The organism is Streptomyces sp. NPDC001985, assembly GCF_040296845.1.
Classification (GTDB): domain Bacteria; phylum Actinomycetota; class Actinomycetes; order Streptomycetales; family Streptomycetaceae; genus Streptomyces.
The window spans coordinates 13,631-30,451 of record NZ_JBEOYB010000034.1 but is presented as its reverse complement, the minus strand read 5'-3'; the positions used below and the strand labels follow the sequence as shown (position 1 = coordinate 30,451).

14 protein-coding genes are annotated in these 16,821 nt (G+C 74.0%); 5 read left to right on the top strand and 9 right to left on the bottom strand.

Translation table 11 applies throughout. The annotated features are described in order from the left end of the window. Window positions 1-271 precede the first annotated feature (271 nt). Window positions 272-736: an RrF2 family transcriptional regulator gene (locus tag ABT122_RS17220; RefSeq protein ID WP_351552061.1), complete on the bottom strand. Its 465-nt coding sequence runs from the start codon at window positions 734-736 to the stop codon at window positions 272-274. A gap of 170 nt (window positions 737-906) precedes the next feature. Here ABT122_RS17220 and ABT122_RS17215 point away from each other — a divergent pair, with 170 nt between their 5' ends. The 3 genes from ABT122_RS17215 to ABT122_RS17205 all read left to right on the top strand — a co-directional run bounded on the left by ABT122_RS17215 (window position 907) and on the right by ABT122_RS17205 (window position 5,139). After that, the gene (locus ABT122_RS17215; protein WP_351552058.1) at window positions 907-3,630 is read left to right on the top strand and encodes an FAD/NAD(P)-binding protein; all 2,724 of its coding nucleotides are present in this window, start codon (window positions 907-909) and stop codon (window positions 3,628-3,630) included. A gap of 85 nt (window positions 3,631-3,715) precedes the next feature. After that, on the top strand, window positions 3,716-3,946 hold the full coding sequence (locus ABT122_RS17210) for a DUF5133 domain-containing protein (RefSeq protein ID WP_351552055.1): 231 nt from the start codon (window positions 3,716-3,718) through the stop codon (window positions 3,944-3,946). A gap of 305 nt (window positions 3,947-4,251) precedes the next feature. Then, entirely contained in the window at window positions 4,252-5,139 is an 888-nt protein-coding gene (locus ABT122_RS17205) for an NAD(P)-dependent oxidoreductase (protein ID WP_351552052.1), read from the top strand. A 13-nt stretch (window positions 5,140-5,152) separates the two neighbouring features. Here the strand turns inward: ABT122_RS17205 and ABT122_RS17200 are convergent, their stop codons facing one another. Together ABT122_RS17200 and ABT122_RS17195 are read right to left on the bottom strand one after the other, a co-directional pair. Further along, window positions 5,153-6,763, bottom strand: a complete 1,611-nt coding sequence (locus tag ABT122_RS17200) for an SMI1/KNR4 family protein (RefSeq protein ID WP_351552049.1) — start codon at window positions 6,761-6,763, stop codon at window positions 5,153-5,155. 125 nt (window positions 6,764-6,888) lie between these two features. Then, window positions 6,889-7,533, bottom strand: coding sequence for a flavin reductase family protein (locus ABT122_RS17195; protein WP_351552046.1), 645 nt, complete (start codon window positions 7,531-7,533; stop codon window positions 6,889-6,891). 68 nt (window positions 7,534-7,601) lie between these two features. Here ABT122_RS17195 and ABT122_RS17190 point away from each other — a divergent pair, with 68 nt between their 5' ends. Next, window positions 7,602-8,330, top strand: coding sequence for an ArsR/SmtB family transcription factor (locus ABT122_RS17190; protein WP_351552176.1), 729 nt, complete (start codon window positions 7,602-7,604; stop codon window positions 8,328-8,330). A gap of 221 nt (window positions 8,331-8,551) precedes the next feature. Here ABT122_RS17190 and ABT122_RS17185 read toward each other — a convergent pair whose 3' ends face one another. The 3 genes from ABT122_RS17185 to ABT122_RS17175 all read right to left on the bottom strand — a co-directional run bounded on the left by ABT122_RS17185 (window position 8,552) and on the right by ABT122_RS17175 (window position 11,882). Continuing rightward, window positions 8,552-10,201 (bottom strand): FAD-dependent monooxygenase, encoded by a 1,650-nt coding sequence (locus ABT122_RS17185; protein WP_351552043.1) that lies wholly within the window; start codon window positions 10,199-10,201, stop codon window positions 8,552-8,554. A 64-nt stretch (window positions 10,202-10,265) separates the two neighbouring features. Next, a complete protein-coding gene (locus ABT122_RS17180) occupies window positions 10,266-10,889 on the bottom strand; it encodes an acyl-CoA-like ligand-binding transcription factor (protein WP_351552040.1) in 624 nt (207 codons plus the stop codon). Window positions 10,890-11,018: 129 nt separating this feature from the next. Continuing rightward, window positions 11,019-11,882: a FadR/GntR family transcriptional regulator gene (locus ABT122_RS17175; protein ID WP_351552037.1), complete on the bottom strand. Its 864-nt coding sequence runs from the start codon at window positions 11,880-11,882 to the stop codon at window positions 11,019-11,021. A 160-nt stretch (window positions 11,883-12,042) separates the two neighbouring features. On the opposite strand from ABT122_RS17175, the gene ABT122_RS17170 reads away from it, so the two are divergent. Next, window positions 12,043-13,497: an NAD-dependent succinate-semialdehyde dehydrogenase gene (locus tag ABT122_RS17170; protein ID WP_351552174.1), complete on the top strand. Its 1,455-nt coding sequence runs from the start codon at window positions 12,043-12,045 to the stop codon at window positions 13,495-13,497. Between the two features lie 218 nt (window positions 13,498-13,715). Here ABT122_RS17170 and ABT122_RS17165 read toward each other — a convergent pair whose 3' ends face one another. The 3 genes from ABT122_RS17165 to ABT122_RS17155 all read right to left on the bottom strand — a co-directional run bounded on the left by ABT122_RS17165 (window position 13,716) and on the right by ABT122_RS17155 (window position 16,809). Further along, a complete protein-coding gene (locus tag ABT122_RS17165; protein ID WP_351552035.1) occupies window positions 13,716-14,633 on the bottom strand; it encodes an NAD(P)-dependent oxidoreductase in 918 nt (305 codons plus the stop codon). A 73-nt stretch (window positions 14,634-14,706) separates the two neighbouring features. Next, window positions 14,707-15,693: an alpha-ketoacid dehydrogenase subunit beta gene (locus ABT122_RS17160; protein WP_351552033.1), complete on the bottom strand. Its 987-nt coding sequence runs from the start codon at window positions 15,691-15,693 to the stop codon at window positions 14,707-14,709. A gap of 108 nt (window positions 15,694-15,801) precedes the next feature. Beyond that, entirely contained in the window at window positions 15,802-16,809 is a 1,008-nt protein-coding gene (locus tag ABT122_RS17155) for a thiamine pyrophosphate-dependent dehydrogenase E1 component subunit alpha (protein ID WP_351552030.1), read from the bottom strand. Between the last annotated feature and the right edge of the window lie 12 nt (window positions 16,810-16,821).

Genomic DNA, 16,821 nt, shown 5'->3' with positions numbered 1-16,821 from the left:
CCTCGGTGCTGCCTCTGGGGGGCCTCCGGACGGGCTGGGTTTGCTCGGTCTTGCCGGTGTGCCGGGTAATTTCAGCCTCGCCGGCGTTTGAGGCGCGGGGGTTCGGGGGCTGGTCCCCGACCTGTGCCCGGCGGGTGCGGGTCGCCTGTGGCGCGGGGGCCTACCTCAAGCTCCCCCCGGCAGGTGCCCCCGGACTGGCCGAGGTCGCCCGGGCCATGGGCCGGATGGGCCGGATGGGCCGTCGCCCGGGCCGGGCCGCGGGAGCCACCCGTCAGGACGGGTAGCTCCGGGTGTCCTCCCGGTACACCCGGGCCCGCTCCCGGACCAGAGGAGGCAGCACCCCCGCCGCCAGGTCCGCCAGCGTCGTCCCCTCCAGCACCTCCCGCAGACTCGTCCGCACCGCGCGCCACACATCGGGCAGCACCGCCGCCGCGCCGGGATACTCCAGATCCGTCAGTTTCAGGTCACGCACACTCGCCAGCGGCCCGTCCATGGCACGGATGATGTCGGCCAGGGTGATCTCCCCGGCCGGCCGGGCCAGTTCGTAGCCCCCCTCCGGCCCCCGGATGCTGCGCACGAGCCGGGCCTGCCGCAGATCCCTGAGCACGGTGAAGAGAAAGCGGACGGGGATGTCCTGACCGCTCGCGATGTCCTCCGACGTGAGCGGCCGGTCCGGGCGGCCGGCCAGCTCCGCCATGGCCCTGACGGCGTAGTCCGTTCTCGCTGAAATCCTCACGGGATCAATGTCTCACGGCTCGCGCGCACCCGGACAACCCCACCGGGATGGCCGGAACTCGCCCCGGTGTCAGCGCCGTTCGGCGGAGTGGGTGTTGTACGGCGCAATGTTCATCGGGATAGTGGAGTACTTCCGAGCGCTTCCCTGGCAGACCCCAGTCGGAGGTATGTGTGTCCCCGTCCCACCCGGATCGAGCCCACCCGGAGCCCCGCCCCGCCCGCCCCGCCCTCGCCGTCGTCGGAGCCGGAGCTGCGGGCGCGCTGACCACCCTTCAGCTCTGTACCACCGCCGCCAGACGGCGTGTCCCCCTCGATCTCTGGCTCGTCGACCCCGCGGGGGAGGCCGGCCGGGGGACCGCGTACGCCGTCCAGGACCCGCGCTGTCTGCTCAATGTGCCGGCCGGGAACATGAGCTGCTACCCGGACGATCCCGGCCACTTCGTCCGCTGGCTCTGCCGCCACGGGGACCCGTCCGTCACGGCGGCCGACTTCGTCGCCCGGCACCGCTACGGCTCCTACCTCGCCGACACCCTCGGCCAGGCGATCATGTCGGCGCACGGCACCGTCACGGTGCGCAGGCTGCGCACCACCGCCACCGGGATCTCCTGGCCCGCCGGACACCCCGCCGAGGTGCGGCTCTCGGACGGCGGGACCCTGAACGCGGACGGAGTCGTTCTCGCCACGGGGCCGACCGCGGGAACCAGCGGCTGGGCGCCGGCCGGACTGCGCGCCTCCGAACGGTTCATCGCCCGGCCCTGGGAGCCCGGCGCCCTCGACGCCGTCCGCGACGACGAGGACGTGCTGCTGGTCGGCACCGGGCTGACCGCCGTCGACCTCGCCGTGCTCCTGGACCGGCCCCACCGGGTGGTGTTCGCCGTCTCGCGCCACGGGCTGCTGCCCCAGCGGCACGCCCTGACCCCGCTCCCGCCGCTCGCCCCGCCCACAGGTCTCGCCGGGCTGCCGCTCGGCCGGCTGCGCACGGCGGTCCGGCGCCATCTGCTCGCCTCGCAGCGCGCCCACGGCGACTGGCGCCCCGCCCTGGACGGGCTGCGCCCGGTCACCTCCCTGCTCTGGCAGGGTCTCGACGACGAGGAACGGGCCGCTTTCCTCGGCTCGGACGCCGCCTGGTGGAACACCCACCGGCACCGGATGGCACCCGCCGGCGCCGAGACCATCGACCGCGCCCTGGCCGCCCGCCGGCTCCGGGTGAGCGCCGGCCGGGTCGCCTCGGCGCGCGACGCGGGCGACGGCCGCCTCACCGTCTCCCTCACCGACGGGCGTACGGTACGGGTCGGCCGGGTCGTGGACTGCACCGGCCCGGGGCTCCGCGCCGACGACCCCTCCGACCCGCTCTGGCACGGGCTCGTCGCGGACGGGCTGGCGGTGCCCGGCCCCCTGGGCATGGGGGTCGTCACCGACGCCGGCCGGCTGCGCGACAGCGGCGGCCGGACCAACCGGCCGCTGTACACCCTGGGGTCGGCCCGGCGCGGTGAGGCCTGGGAGACCACGGCGATCCCCGAGATCCGGGTCCAGGCCGAGGAGGTCGCGCTCGCCCTGCTGGCCCCGCTCACCCTCCGTACCCGAGCGCCCCGGCGCCGTCCCTCCGATCAGTTCGGGCTGGCGCTCTCCACCCACAAGGCCGCGGCGGCCGCGTACCGTCAGGCCCTCCACCGGATCGTCACCGTACGGGGCGGGGCCGAGGCCGCCCTGAACCGCGCCGTGGAACTGGACCCCGGGTTCGCCCTGGCCCACGCCGCCCTCGCCCTTCTCGGGCAGGAGTGCGGCGCGGACGTCGACGTGCCCCAGGCCCTCGCCCTCGCGGGGCGCAGTGTCCGCGAACGGGGCGACGAGCGCGAGCGCTCGTTCGTCGAAGCGCTCACCCGGCGGGTCCGCGCCGCCGACGACCGGCCCCTCGTCGCCCATCTCGGCCGCTTCCCCCGCGACGCCCTGGCGCTCGGCATGGCCGTCCCCACCATCGCCTTCTCCGGCGTCGGCGACCTGGAGGAAGGGCTGGCCGGACGGCTCCTCGACACCACCGCGCCCGCCCACGGGGACCACTGGTTCCACCTGTCGCTGCGGGCCTTCATCCGCCAGGAGCAGGGCGGGTACGAGGAGGCCGGCGAACTCGCCCGGCGGGCCCTGGCGGCCCAGCCGGACTCCGGTCACGCCGCGCACGCCCTCGCCCATGTCCACTACGAGTCCGGCCGGCACGGCCCGGGCCGCGACTGGCTCGACGGCTGGATCGCGGGGCGGGGCCGCGGAGCCGTGCACCGGGCCCACTTCTCCTGGCACGCGGCCCTGCACGAACTGGCGCTCGACGATCCCGGCGCCGTGCGCAGACGGTGGTTCGCCCAGCTCGCCCCGGACCGGGTGCACGGCGTACGGGCCCTGGTCGACTCCGGCTCGCTGCTGTGGCGCGCCCGGATGGCGCGCAGCTGGACGGGCCCGCTGCCCGCCGCGGACGTGCGCTCCGCGGTGGCCTGCGCGGAACTGGAGAGCCCCGCAACCCCGTTCACCGCGCTGCACAGCGCGGTCGCGCTCGCCGCCTGCGCCGACCTTCCCGCTCTGCGCCGGCTGCGTACCCACGCCCAGCGGGCCGATCCGGTGCAACGGGAGGTCGTCGCACCCCTCTGCGAGGCGCTCGCCGCCGTACTGGAGGAACGCTGGACCGCCGCCGCCCGGACTCTGCGCGAGGTCCTGCCGGTTCTGTACCGGGTCGGCGGCAGCGCCGCCCAGCGCGAGATCGTCGAGGAGACCCTGCTGTACGTCCTGGTGGAGGCGGGCCACTGCGACGGAGCCCGGCGGCTGCTGGAGCGGCGCCTCGACCGCCGCGCCTACCCGCTCGACCGGCGGCGGCTCGCGGGACTGCCCGGAACGGCGGAGTCCGCGGCCTGAGTCCGGCCGGGGAGGAGGTGTGCGGGGGGCCGGGGCGGGTAGCCGGGCCCCAGGAAGATCTGTGTAGGCGACAGGAGAGTTTGTCATGCTGATGGCTCACCCCGTGGTGCTGTCCCGGCTGGTGGCGGAGTACCGGACCCTGCGTTCGCTCGGCGCGCAGGACAGCGCCGGCTCCGATGTGCGGCGGCGGATGGACGATGTCGTCTACACGCTCTGCGTCTCCACCGGTACACGGGACATCGACGCCGCGCTGATCGCCGCCCGCCACCAACTCCCCGGCGCCCGCCCCCAGGACGACTCCCTCCTCTCCGGCTGACCGGGCGGGGCTCCCGGCAGCCGGGCGCTCCGGGCCGCGCACCCCGCTCCGGCCCGTGCCCGGCACCCTCGGACCGGGACCGTGGAGGCAGTCACTCCGCGATGCCCGCCGTGCTTCTCGCGGTCCGGCTTCCGCGGCCACTGACGAAAAGGTGAGTACCGCACCGAAAGGTAGGTACTTGAGGGTTCATCAGTCAGAGGCCACGATGAGGAGGGTCGGGCCGTGATCACCACGACCGGTGCCGACTCCCCCTCTTTCGGTGTCCGCCGCCGTTCCGGCGCGCGGACTGTGGACTGGAGCGACACATGGCCGGGAACGACCGCACACCCGTGACCGTCATCGGGCTGGGTTCGATGGGCCGAGCGCTGGCCGGGGCGTTCCTCGGTGCCGGGCATCCGACGACGGTCTGGAACCGCACACCGGGGAAGGCCGCGCCGCTGGTGGCCAAGGGAGCGGTGCACACCGGGCGGGTGGAGGACGCGGTCGCCGCGAGCCCGCTGGTCATCACCTGTCTGACCACCTTCGAGGACACCCGCCAGGCCCTGGAACCGGCCGCCGCCGTGCTGTCCGGGCGCGCACTCGCCACCCTGAACAGCGGCTCCCCGGCAGGCGCCCGCGCGATGGGCTCCTGGGCCGGCGGCCACGGTGCCCGGTTGCTCGCCGGGGCCGTCAAGAACGTGCCATCGGCCGTGGGAGCGCCCGACACCCTGCTGTACTACAGCGGCGACAGGACCGTCTTCGACGAGTACGGCACGGTTCTGAGGGTGCTCGGCGGCGACACGGTCCACCTCGGCGACGAGATCGATCTCGCCGCCCTGTACGAGATGGCGGTGGGTGCCATGCTGCTGCCGGCCCTCGTCGGCTTCTTCCAGGGGGCGGCAGCCGTCCAGGCGCGCGGGCTGGAGGCCGGCTCCCTGGTGCGGTTCGCCGGCAAGTGGCTGGACATGATCAATGGCCTGCTGCCGGTCTACGCCGAGGAGATCGACACCGGGGACTACACCGCCGGGGCCTCCTCGGTGAATCTCTTTCTCGCGGGAGCCGCCCACGACCAGGAGCTGACCGGGGAGACGGGCGTCGACACGGCCTGGCTCGCCCCGCTGAACGACCTGCTCCGGCGGGCTGCCGACGCGGGCCACGGCGACCACAGCGTCGCCGCCCTGACCGAGGTGCTCAGGAGGCCCCGGGAGCGCTGACACCACCGCACGCTCACCCGCCGCCGAGGGTGCCATGGGCACGCACCGCGTCCGCCGTGCGCAGACCGAGACGGGCCGCCCAGGTCAGGGCCTCCTCCAAGGAGGCGTCCCCGTCGGCCAGCCGGGCCGCGGCGAGGGTGGGCGGCGCCTTGCCCTCGTCCAGCAGGGCACTCCACTGCCGGGCGGTGAGGGAGAGATACCGCAGATCGCCCAGGTCCGCCAGCAGGCTCAGATCGTGGACCCCGGCCCGTGAGAGGTCCAGCCCGCGCAGCTGGGGGACGGTGCGCAGGGGTGCGAGATCGACGGGCGCGGTGGTCCCCAGATCGAGCGAGACGAGGTCGCGGTGGCCGTCGAGCGGGGCCAGGTCGCCACCGTCCAGGGTGACGCGGAGGGACTCCACCGGCAGCGCCCGTATCGGCGTCAAGTCGGTGGTGGCACACCGGTTGAGATGCACGCGCCGCAGATCCGGGCAGACGGCGAGCCGGGAGAGATCGACCGGCCCGGAGGCATCGTTGACGTGGATGGCCTGGAGGCCGGAGGGTAGCTCGTCGGGGATCTCCCCGACGATCTTCTCGGGGCCGGGGCCGGGGCCGGGGCCGGGGCCGGGGCCGGAGCCGGAGCCGGAGCCGTGCCGGCGGACGGGTTCGCGCAGGGTGATGTGGTCGCCCCGCCGCTCGTAGGCCCCCTGCTCCAGAAGCCGCAGCTGGTGGCCGAGCAGCGAGGTGACCGAATCGGCGACCCGGCTCGGCCCGCCGTCGTGGTCCCGGCCGATGCGGATGATCTGGCCGGGGCGGCCGTCCCGGGCCGGGGCCAGGTCCACCGCCAGATAGTTGCCGTCCTCGCTGCTGGCGAAGGGCAGCCAGGCCGGGTGCCCGCCGCAGCGGCGCACGGTGCGGGGCGGGTCGGCGTCGAGGACCACCGCGTCCCACGCCAGGTCCCAGCCGAACCAGACCGGTTCGCGGTGATCGGCGTGGGCGGCGACGAGATCCTCCAGCGGCAGCCAGGCGCTGTCCCCGAGCAGACAGCGGTGGTCGTCGTCGATGCCGTCCCCGTCGGAGATCAGATACAGCGCCCGGAGATCTGCGGGCAGGGACCGGCCGATGCGGCGCTCCGCCTCGTTCAGCGCGGCGGCGGAGACGGGCGGCGGCAGTGGCTCGGGCCGCCCCAGGATCGCGGCACGCCGTTCCAGATACGCGTGGAACCGCGCCACCGCCAGCCGGGGGTCGCCCGCCGGGGCTGCCGTGCCCCCCTCCTGCGCCGAACCGGGCTGGGGCGGCCGGTATCCGGGGTCCAGGACGGCCTGGAACCCGCCGCCCGGGCCGCGCAGGCCGGTGATCGCGTCCGCGGTGGCGACCAGCCGGTACTCCCCGGACGGCCGGCACACCATCTCCAGGCAGGTGCGCTCCCACCCCCGGACCTCGCGCACGGCGTCCGCGACATCGCCCAGCTCGGCGAAGAGGCTGGGCACCTGACGGCGCGACGGGTCCGCACCGGGAACGGTGTAGTGGCCCGACACCGAGACACCGCCCCGCCCCGCCTCGCTGCCCAGTACGGCCCGTGTCCAGCCCGTCGGCGCACTGGCGACGATCCGCTCGGCGATCCGTCGCACGGCCCGCTCCACCATGGTGTGTCTCCCGTCTGTCGGTACGGCCGTCATCATCGCAGCGGGCACCGACAGAACGGAGGGATCGCCTCCGCATCCGCCGCGGTCGACCCCGGCGGCCTGACGGAGCGCCGGGCCGGGCGGCTTCAGCGGGGTGTCGTGGAACGGAAGCTGTGACCGAGTTCGGAGCCGAGTCCGAAGTAGTGGCGGAAGTTGTAGACCAGCGGACTCCACATCGCCGGGTCGATGTGCTGGGAGCCGGGAACGACGATGCGTGCGTCGGCGTGGACCGTGAGCACATGGGCCTCGGCGATGAGGAACTCGCCGGAGACATCGGGCTGGACCCGGGCGGCCCGGGCCTCCAGCTGGAGGGGGCACGAGGCGACCCGGGGCGGTCGGACCAGCTCGGAGTCGTCGGGCCGCAGACCCGCGGCGGCGAACTTGTCCCGTTCGAACCGGAACCCCGCTCGCTTGCGCTCGGGCACGGGCGTGCGCCCGGTGAGCGGCGCGAGCCGTTCCACGGCGGGCCACTGATGCGGGGAGGGCAGGTTGATCACCAGCTCGGGTCTGCTGCGGAGATTGTGCGCGGTCTGCCCGTCGGCCCCCAGCCCCAGGACGACCACCTGCCCCAGGGCCCAGGCCGAGGACATCGGCGCCAGGTTGAAGGAGCCGTCCTCGTTCTCGGTGGACAGCAGCACCACCGGTGTCCCGAAGTACAGAACGCTCGGTGTGATGGTCATATGACGCGGGGAGGTGTCGGCGGACGCGCCGCCGGGTGTCATGGTGTTCATGGGACCGGACGGTAGAACGGGGACGTTTCGGCGCCCGCCGAAGTGTCCCCGAGGGAGGGTGGACGATGATGAACAGCCGAGACACGCATGCCGAGGGCCCGGACCTGGCCGCCCTGGCGGGCCTGCTGGCCGACAGCACCCGGGCGGGATTCTGCCTCGCGCTGCTGGACGGCCGGGCCTGGACCGCGGCCGAGCTGGCCCGCCACGCCGGGGTGGCCGCCTCGACCGCGACCGAGCACCTCAACCGCCTGGTCGCCGGGGGACTGCTGACGCAGGAGCGCCAGGGCCGTCACCGCTATGTGCGGCTGGCCGACGCCGCCACGGCGGAACTGATCGAGAACCTCGCCGCCATGGCACCTCCGCGCACCGAGCCGCCCCGCTCGCTGCCGGGCGTCAACCGCAGCCGGGCGCTGGCCCGCGCCCGCACCTGCTACGACCATCTCGCGGGCGCCCTCGGCGTCGAGATCACCAGGGCCATGACGCACCGGGGCCTGCTGGACTGGGAGCGGGGACTGACGCTCACCGGGGACGGGATCGCGTGGCTGGACGAGCTCGGCATCACGCTCCCGCCCGGCCGGCGCCCGCCGGTCCGCTCCTGTCTGGACTGGACGGAGCGCCGCCCGCATCTGGCCGGCACGGCCGGTGCCGCCCTGTGCGCCCACGGCTTCGGCTCCGGCTGGTTCACCCGGATCGGCACCAGCCGCGCCGTCGCCCTCACCGGTACCGGCCGGACCGCGCTCCGGGACCACCTGGGCCTGTCCGGTGAAGCGTTCGTCAACGGCCCGCGCTCCCGGTGACCACACGCTCGGCCCCGCCACAGAAGGGCCACTGCTGCCCCGGCGGCCACCGGAGCGCCGCACGCTGTCCTCCCGCCCCATCGACTGCGCCCCGCGAAGACCGTGTATAGCGGGACGGGATGTACGGGCCACTCCGCGCCGAACAGGGGAACGGGTGACCGCCGGCCTGTTTCCCGGAGGGCCGGGGTCCCCCGCCGTGGAGACCGTCTGAAAGGCGCCTCCTATCCCCGCTGCTCTCGACGGCCGCTCCCGGGGAGTGATGGCGACAGGGCCGCCGCTCCGCGCTCCCCGGGGCGATCCGGCTCGTCACGGGCGGGGCTCGTGACACCGAACCACCGCCGGGCGGCCGCCCGGAGGGCGTCCAGCTCGGCCGGTTCGGGGCGCGGTGAGGACGACGCCCAGGCGACATGGCAGTCGGGCCGCAGCAGCAGGGCGGTGGCCACGGGGGCGGGGGAGTGGGGCCGGGCCGTGACGATCTCCACCCGGTCCTGGCCGCTCCCGAGCGCCCCGGCGGCCGAGCCGTCCTCGGTGAGGTCGAGCAGCAGGGGCCGTGCCGCGTGGGTCAGCTCCGCCAGCCGGACGGTCCCCGCGGGGGTGATCAGCTCCAGCTCCGGTGCGAACCGGCCGGTCAGGGGGTGGGTTTCGGGGCCGCCCATCGCGTAGCGGATATCGGTGCCCGCGGTGAGGCCGGCGAGGAGCCGGACGGTCTCCGGCTCGCCGAGGAGCTCGGTGAACAGCGCGCGCAGCGCGGTGACATCACCGCCGGGCGCGGTGAGCGCGCTCTGTGACCGGGCGTTGACGACCATGCGGTCGGCGGCCTGCCGGCGCTCGGTCCCGTAACTGTCGAGCAGGCCGGGCGGGGCGCCGCCGTGGATCTCGGCGGCGAGCTTCCAGCCGAGGTTGACCGCGTCCTGGAGGCCGAGATTGAGCCCGGGGCCGCCGCCCGAGGCGTAGACATGGGCCGCGTCCCCGACGAGGAACACCCGGCGGTCCCGGAACCGCTCGGCCACGCGGGTGTGTCCGCCGGTCAGCCGGCGCAGCACACGCGGCCCCTCCCCGGCGGGCGGGGCCAGTGGCAGATCCGCGCCGAGCACGCGGCGGACGCTGGCCCGGATCTCGTCGAGGCTCACCGGCGCCCCGGACCCGGCCTGGTCCCACTCGGTGGTGCTGACGAGCGGCGGGTGGCCGGGGAACGGTGCCCAGGAGAAGCCCCCGTGCTCGGTGCGCAGCGGCAGGAACGGCAGGACGGGGCCGTGACCGGGCACGTCCAGCGCGCCGGTCGCCGCGTCCACCCACTCCTCCGGCACCGTGACATGCGCCGTGCGGGTGGTCGTGCGGTCGTAGCCGACACCGGGGAAGGCTATTCCGGACTGTTTGCGGATGGTGCTGTGCGCCCCGTCGGCGCCGACGACGTAGCGGGCCCGCAGCCGGTGGACGCCTTCCGTCCCCGCCACATCCACGGTGACCGCCCGGTCGTCCTGCGCGAGCCCCGTGACCCGGTGCCCGCGCCGGATCTCCACACCGAGTTCCGCCGCGCGCTCCTCCAGAACCCGGACGACGCGCTGCTGCGGCACCGGCAGGGTGTGGACCGGGCTCTCCCGCAGCAGGCTCAGGTCCAGGGGCAGCGCGGCGAACATGAAGTACGCGGTGTTCGGCCTCGGCGGCCCCGGCGCACCGCCGAGCCGCTCGTGCAGCCCCCGGTGGTCGACCATGCGCACGACCTGGCCGAGGAGCCCGTTCGCCTTCGGCTCCCCGCTGGGCGCGGGCAGGCTCTCCAGGACGACCGGCCGGACCCCGGCCAGGGCGAGTTCGCACGCGAGCATCAGCCCGTTCGGACCGCCTCCGGCGATGACGACATCCGTGGACAGCATTGTCTCCCCCTCGTGTGTGGACGGGAACGCCCCGGCGGCGACCGGGGCGGGATCGGTTCGTGCGTTACGGGGCGGGCAGGCCCCGGGTGACCCGGTCGAACACCTCGCGCAGCACCGCTTCGAGCGGCACCGGCCGCTCCGCGCGCAGACAGTGCTCCACGGCCACGGCGGTACCGGAGCAGACCACCGCCGCGACCAGCCGCGGGTGGATGTCGCGGGCGGCGTCGGCGCCGGTGCGCTCGGCGACGGCCCGCGCCAGCTCCTCCTCCGCGACGGCGTTGGCCTTCACGATCTCGCCCTGGAGCGCCGGCTCGGCCAGCATCAGCCGGAGCCCGTCGGTCCAGCGCCGGTCGTGAGGGGCGCCGGTCCCGCCCGGCGGTGCGAAGCGGGTCAGCACGGCGTGGACGATCGAGTCCCACAGGGGCTCGGCCGCCGGCCGGGAGCGCAGTTCGCCGGCGATCCCGCGCATGCGCTCCACATGGCTCGCGGCGATGGCCTCCGCCTTGCCGGAGAAGTAGTTGCGGAAGGTCCGCACGGACACATGCGCCTCGGCGGCGATGTCCTCCACCGTGACATTGCTCCACCCCCGCTGGACACAGAGCCGGATCGTGGCCCGGCTCAGCGCGACGCGGGTCTCCCGCTTCTTGCGCTCCCGCAGCCCGGCGGGGGCCTCGTCTCCCTGGGTCATGCGACCATGGTGCACAGAACTTGCCGGAAAGGCAAGATTGCCGATCCGGCAAGAATATGCGCCGCTGCCCCGTACGCGACCCCGATCCGCGACCCCCGATCCGGTACGCGGTGTCCGGTGACGCGCCGGTCAGCGCGTTCCCAGGTTGGCCATCACGGTGTCGTGGTGGCGGCGGACCGCTTCCAGCGCCGCCGTCTCATCGGCGGCCTCGACCGCCTCCAGGATCGGCTCGTGGACGGCGAGCAGCCGCTCCGCCTCGCCCGGGGCCAGCCACGGCGGCGTGCTCTGGGTCCTGATCCAGGGCTCGTACTCGTAACGGATGACGGCCGTGTGCACCGATTCGTAGATCGACGAGAGGAAGGGGTTACCGGAGCGGCGCACGATCGTGGCGTGGAAGACGGTATCGGCGGCGATCCACGCCGAGACATTGCCCGCGCTCTCCCTCAGCCGCTCGAACGCGGCGCGCACATCGGGGAGGCCGGCGGCCTCGTCCCGGGGGGCGGCCCCCACCGCGCGCACCGCCTCCTGGACTCCCGTGGTCTCCAGCCACAGCCGCAGCCGCGCCAGATGCCGCACCGAATCCCTGTCGAGATCCAGCATCAGCCCCACGGTGGCGGTCAGCACCCGGTCCGGCCGGTGGACGACATAGGCACCCGACCCGGGGCGGATCTCGACCAGCCCCATGAGGGAGAGGGTGCGCAGGGCCTGGCTGACGGTGGGGCGGCTGGTGCCGAAACGGACGGCGAGTTCGCGCTCGGCCGGCAGCCGGGTGTTCTCGGCGAGGTCCTCGGCGACGATGAACTCACGAATGCGGTCGGCGACCCGGTCGGAGAGCCTGCTGACGGCCAGCGGCCGGGTGGGCCGGAGACCGGCGACCTCCGGAGCTGCCGTCCGCCGCCCCGGTGCCGGCGGGCGGTCCGCCCCGGCGTCCCGGCCCCCGGCGCGGACGGGCGGCTTCCCGCGCTCCGGCCCCGGCCCCGTGGTTCCTGTCATCGGCACGCCTCTTTTCTCCCGAGCGAGTGGCCAGGCCACTTTGCCACACCTCGCCGGGTCCGGCGCCACCATGGACCGGAGGGACTCCCGTCCGTATATTGGCATATTGGCTAAGCCAATTTCACCCACCCTCAGCGAGATCACCGAGAAGCGAGCACCCATGAAGCTGCGCGACGCCCTGGACCGCTGTCCCACCGAACTCCTCATCGACGGCGCCTGGCGCCCGGCCTCCGATGGCCGCCGCATCGATGTCCACGACCCCGCCACCGCCGGCCACCTCGCCGATGTCGCGTCCGCGAGCGAGCGCGACGCCGTCGACGCGGTGGCCGCCGCCTCGCGGGCCCTGCCCGGCTGGGCCGCCACCCCCGCGCGGCAGCGCTCCGCCGTCCTGCGCCGCGCGTACGAGCTGATGACCGAGCGCGCCGATCTCCTCGCGACCCTCATCACCGCCGAGAACGGCAAGGCACTCCCCGACGCACGGGCCGAGGTCGCCTACGCGGCGGAGTTCTTCCGCTGGTACTCCGAGGAGGCCGTCCGTCTGTCCGGCACCGTCCAGCACGCTCCCGCCGGCGGCTACCGCATCCTGGTGGATCACGCGCCCATCGGGGTCGCCGTCCTGATCACCCCCTGGAACTACCCCGCGGCCATGGCCACCCGGAAGATCGGCCCCGCGCTCGCCGCGGGCTGCTCCGTCGTGCTCAAGCCCGCCAGCGACACCCCGCTCACCGCCCTCGCCATCGGCGCGCTGATGGAGGAGGCGGGCGCACCCGCCGGAGTGGTCAATGTGCTCCCCGCCGACCGCTCCGGAGCCGTGGTCACCGCCATGCTCGGCCTGCCCGCCGTGCGGAAGCTCTCCTTCACCGGCTCCACCGAGGTCGGCCGCCGGCTGCTGCACGGCGCCGCCGACCGGGTCCTGTCCACCTCCATGGAACTCGGCGGGAACGCCCCCTTCCTGGTGCTGGAGGACGCCGACCTCGACGCCGCCGTCCGGGGCGCGATGCTCGCCAAGATGCGCAACGGCGGCGAGGCGTGCACCGCCGCCAACCGCTTCTACGTCCACGAGTCGGTCGCCGACGCGTTCGCCGGCCGGCTCGCCGAGGCCATGGCCTCCCTGCGGGTCGGACCGGGACTCGACGAGGACACCGAGGTCGGACCCCTGGTGAACGCCGCCGCCCAGGCCAAGGTGGACGAGCTGGTCCAGGACGCCGTGGCGCGCGGCGCGGTGGTGCTGACCGGCGGCCGGATACCGGACCGGGCCGGCCACTACTACCCGCCGACCGTGCTCGACCGGGTCGCCCCCGGCTCCGCCGTCCTCGCCGAGGAGATCTTCGGACCCGTGGCGCCGCTGGTCCGGTTCCGGGACGAGGCCGAGGCGGTCCGTCTCGCCAACGCCACCGAGTACGGCCTCGTCTCCTATCTCTACACCCGCGACCTGCGCCGCGGACTCGCGCTCGCCGACACCCTGGAGACCGGCATGGTCGGCCTCAACCGGGGCATCGTCTCGGACCCGGCCGCCCCCTTCGGCGGGGTCAAGCAGAGCGGACTCGGCCGGGAAGGCGGCCACGAGGGCATCCTGGAGTACACGGAGACGAAGTACATCGCCACGGACTGGTGAACAGAACCCCGGGGCGGGCCCGTTCGGGTGGGAACGGGCCCGCCCCGGGGCGGACCGCCGTGCGCGCGCCATCGCAGGACAGGGGAGCAGTGGCACACACACGGCGGGGTCTCGGGAGGCGGCCGATGGCGCATCGGCCGCACGGCTGTCGTACGGCTGTCGCACGGCGGTCAGCGGCAGCCGCACGGGGGGCGGACGGCTCAGACGCCTCAGACGGCTCAGACGGCGAAGTCTTCGGGACGCATACCCGCCGCGCGGGCCTCCACCTCGTACAGCGCCGCGTAGTCCTGCTCCGCGAAGCCATGGCCGATCGCCGTCTGGATGAGCTGGTGCACCAGGGCGCTCACCGGCATCGGCACCTCCAGCGCCCGTGACGCGCCGAGCCCCAGATCGAAGTCCTTGCGGAGCATCCTGTTGTTGAAGGTGGGGGTGTAGTCGCGCTCCACCAGCGCCCGGCCCTTGTGCCGGATGAAGGTGGAGCCGAGCACCGAGCCGTTGATGAAGTCGACGAAGGCCGCGCGCGGCACCCCGCCCTTCTCCGCCAGCGCGGTGACCTCCGCCAGCGCCTGAGTGATCATGCCGAGCATCAGGTTGTGACAGATCTTCACCAGCCGGCTCTGCTCGCCCGGGCCCGCGTGCACCACGGTGGGCGCGATCAGACGCAGATACGGCAGCACCAGATCGTAGGTCTCGCGCGGACCCGAGGCCACGATCGCCCCCGCTCCGTCGGCGACCATCTGCGGATTGCCGCTGATCGGAGCGGCCAGGAAGGCCACCCCGGCGGCCTCGGCCGCCGCGCGGACCTCCGCCGACGCCTCGGCCGAGACGGTCGAGCAGTCCACGACGACCCGCGGGGGACGCCCGGCGCGCAGCAGCCCGCCCTCGCCCGTGGTGACGGCGATCAGATCCGCGCCGGCGGAGACCATCACGAAGACGATGTCCGCGTCCGCCAGTTCATCGATGGTTCCGACGGCTCTGGCGCCCTGCTCCACCAGCGGCACCGTCTTGGCGGCCGTGCGGTTCCACACGGACACCTCGGCGCCGCCGTCCAGCAGGCTCCGCGCCATGACCGTGCCCATCCGCCCGGTACCGAGCCAGCCGAGCCGCTCGCTGTGGGTTCCACTCATCGTACGCACCTCTCGTCGGTGGTTGATCGTTCTTCGTTGACGGCCGGAATCGCCCTGGGCGACCACTCCATGGCCGTGCGGGTCAGGAGTCCAGCGCGACGCGGATCGTGTCCGTGATCCGGTCCACCGAGGGAATCGCCAGATCCTCCAGGGAGTCCGCCGACGGCAGCGGGATGTGCGGCGTGGTGATCCGCACCGGCGCGCCGGTGAGCGCACCCCAGCACTCCTCGGTGGCGATGGAGACGATCTCCGCGCCCCAGCCGCAGAGCCGCGGATTCTCCTCGACCGTGAAGAGCCGTCCGGTACGGGCGGTGTGCGCCAGGATCGTCGCGGTGTCCAGCGGCACCAGGCTGCGGACATCGACGACCGTGCACTCGATGCCCCGCTCGAAGCTCAGCCGGTCGGCGGCGGCGAGCGCCCGGGGCACCATCGCCGCCAGCGCCACGATGGTGGCGTCCTCGCCCTCCCGGCGCACCACGGCCCGGCCCAGCTCCTCCACGATCTCCCCGTCGAGATCGGGAACCTCCTCCTTCGCGGAGTAGAGCGCCTTGTGGTTGAAGAAGATCACCGGGTCGTCGTCGCGGACCGCCGCCGCCATCAGCCCGACGACATCCCGTGCCGTCGCCGGGGCCACCACCTTCAGTCCGGGGATCGCCATCGCCCAGTTCTCGATCGACTGGGAGTGCTGGGCGCCGAACCGCAGCCCCGCGCCGTTGCCGCACTGGACGACCAGCGGGAAGGAGACCTGACCGTCGGACATGTAGCGGCTCTTGGAGATCTCGTTGGCGACCAGGTCCCAGCAGACCGCGAAGAAGTCGCTGTACATGATCTCCGCGATCGGGCGCAGCCCGGTCATGGCGGCCCCCATGGCCGCTCCGAGGATGGCCTGCTCACTGATCGGGGTGTCCCGCACCCGCCGGGGGCCGAACTCCTCCAGCAGACCGGCCGTGGTCTTGAACACCCCGCCGGCCGCGGCCACGTCCTCGCCGAGGAAGACCACCCGGGGATCGCGGCGCATCTCCTGGGCGATGCCGTGCGCGACTGCTCTGCGATAGGTCAGCACACCCATGGGGTGGGCCCCCCTTTCCGTTCGATGAGGGCGCCCGCGGGGGCGCCGGGGAGGGTGCGACGGGCGGAGGCGCCGGACGGGGCCGGGCGCGGGGCACCGGTGGCGGTGTCAGTTGCGCCAGGCATGGCCACCGTCGCTCCAGACATTGGTGTAGAGCCGTGCCGCGTCCGGCCAGTCGCCCGCGACGGCCTCCTCGGTCGCCTCGTCGATCCGTACCGCGATCTCGGCGTCGATCCCGTCCAGCAGTGCCTCGGGGACACCCCGGGAGAGCAGCCGCGCCCGATAGGTGACCAGCGGGTCCTTCTCCAGCCAGGCCCGGACCTCGCCCGGGTCGCGGTACTTCGCCGGATCGGCCCGGGAGTGGCCCCCGTGCCGGTAGGTGACCGCCTCGATCAGCGAGGGCCCACCGCCCGCGCGGGCCTGCGCGATCGCGCCGGCGGCGGTGAGATACACCTCGTCGGCGTCGTTGCCGTCGATGACGAGGGACGGCAGCCCGTACGCCGCGGCCCGGTCGGCGGCCGGGTTCGCCACGGCGGTGACACTGTCGATCCGGGTGTACTCCATGTACAGGTTGTTCTCACAGACGAACACCACCGGCAGATTCCAGATCACGGCGAAGTTCAGGGCCTCGTGGAACGCCCCGATGTTGGTCGCGCCGTCCCCGAAGAAACAGACCGTGACCTGGCCGCTGCCCCGGTACTGCGCGGACCAGGCGGCGCCGTTGGCGATGACGAGCTGGGCACCGATGATCGCGTACGAGCCGAGAATGCCGCGCTCGGCGTCGATGAGGTGCATCGAGCCGCCCTTGCCGTGCATCAGCCCGTTGTCCCGGCCGAGCAGCTCCGCCATCAGCGGGGCGAGCGGGGTGCCGCGCGCGATCAGGTGGTTGTGGCCCCGGTAGGTGACGTAGGAGTAGTCGTCCTCGCGCATCGCGGCGGCCACACCGGCGGCGATGGCCTCCTGTCCGATCCCGAGATGGGTGGTGCCCTTCACCAGGTTCTTCAGAAAGAGGTCGTACGCCCGCTTCTCGAACCTGCGGGCACAGCTCATGGTCCGGTAGAGGCCGAGCGCGGTCTGCTCGGACACCTCGCCGGGGAGGGTCGCTTCGACGGACATGGGTGTCTCCCC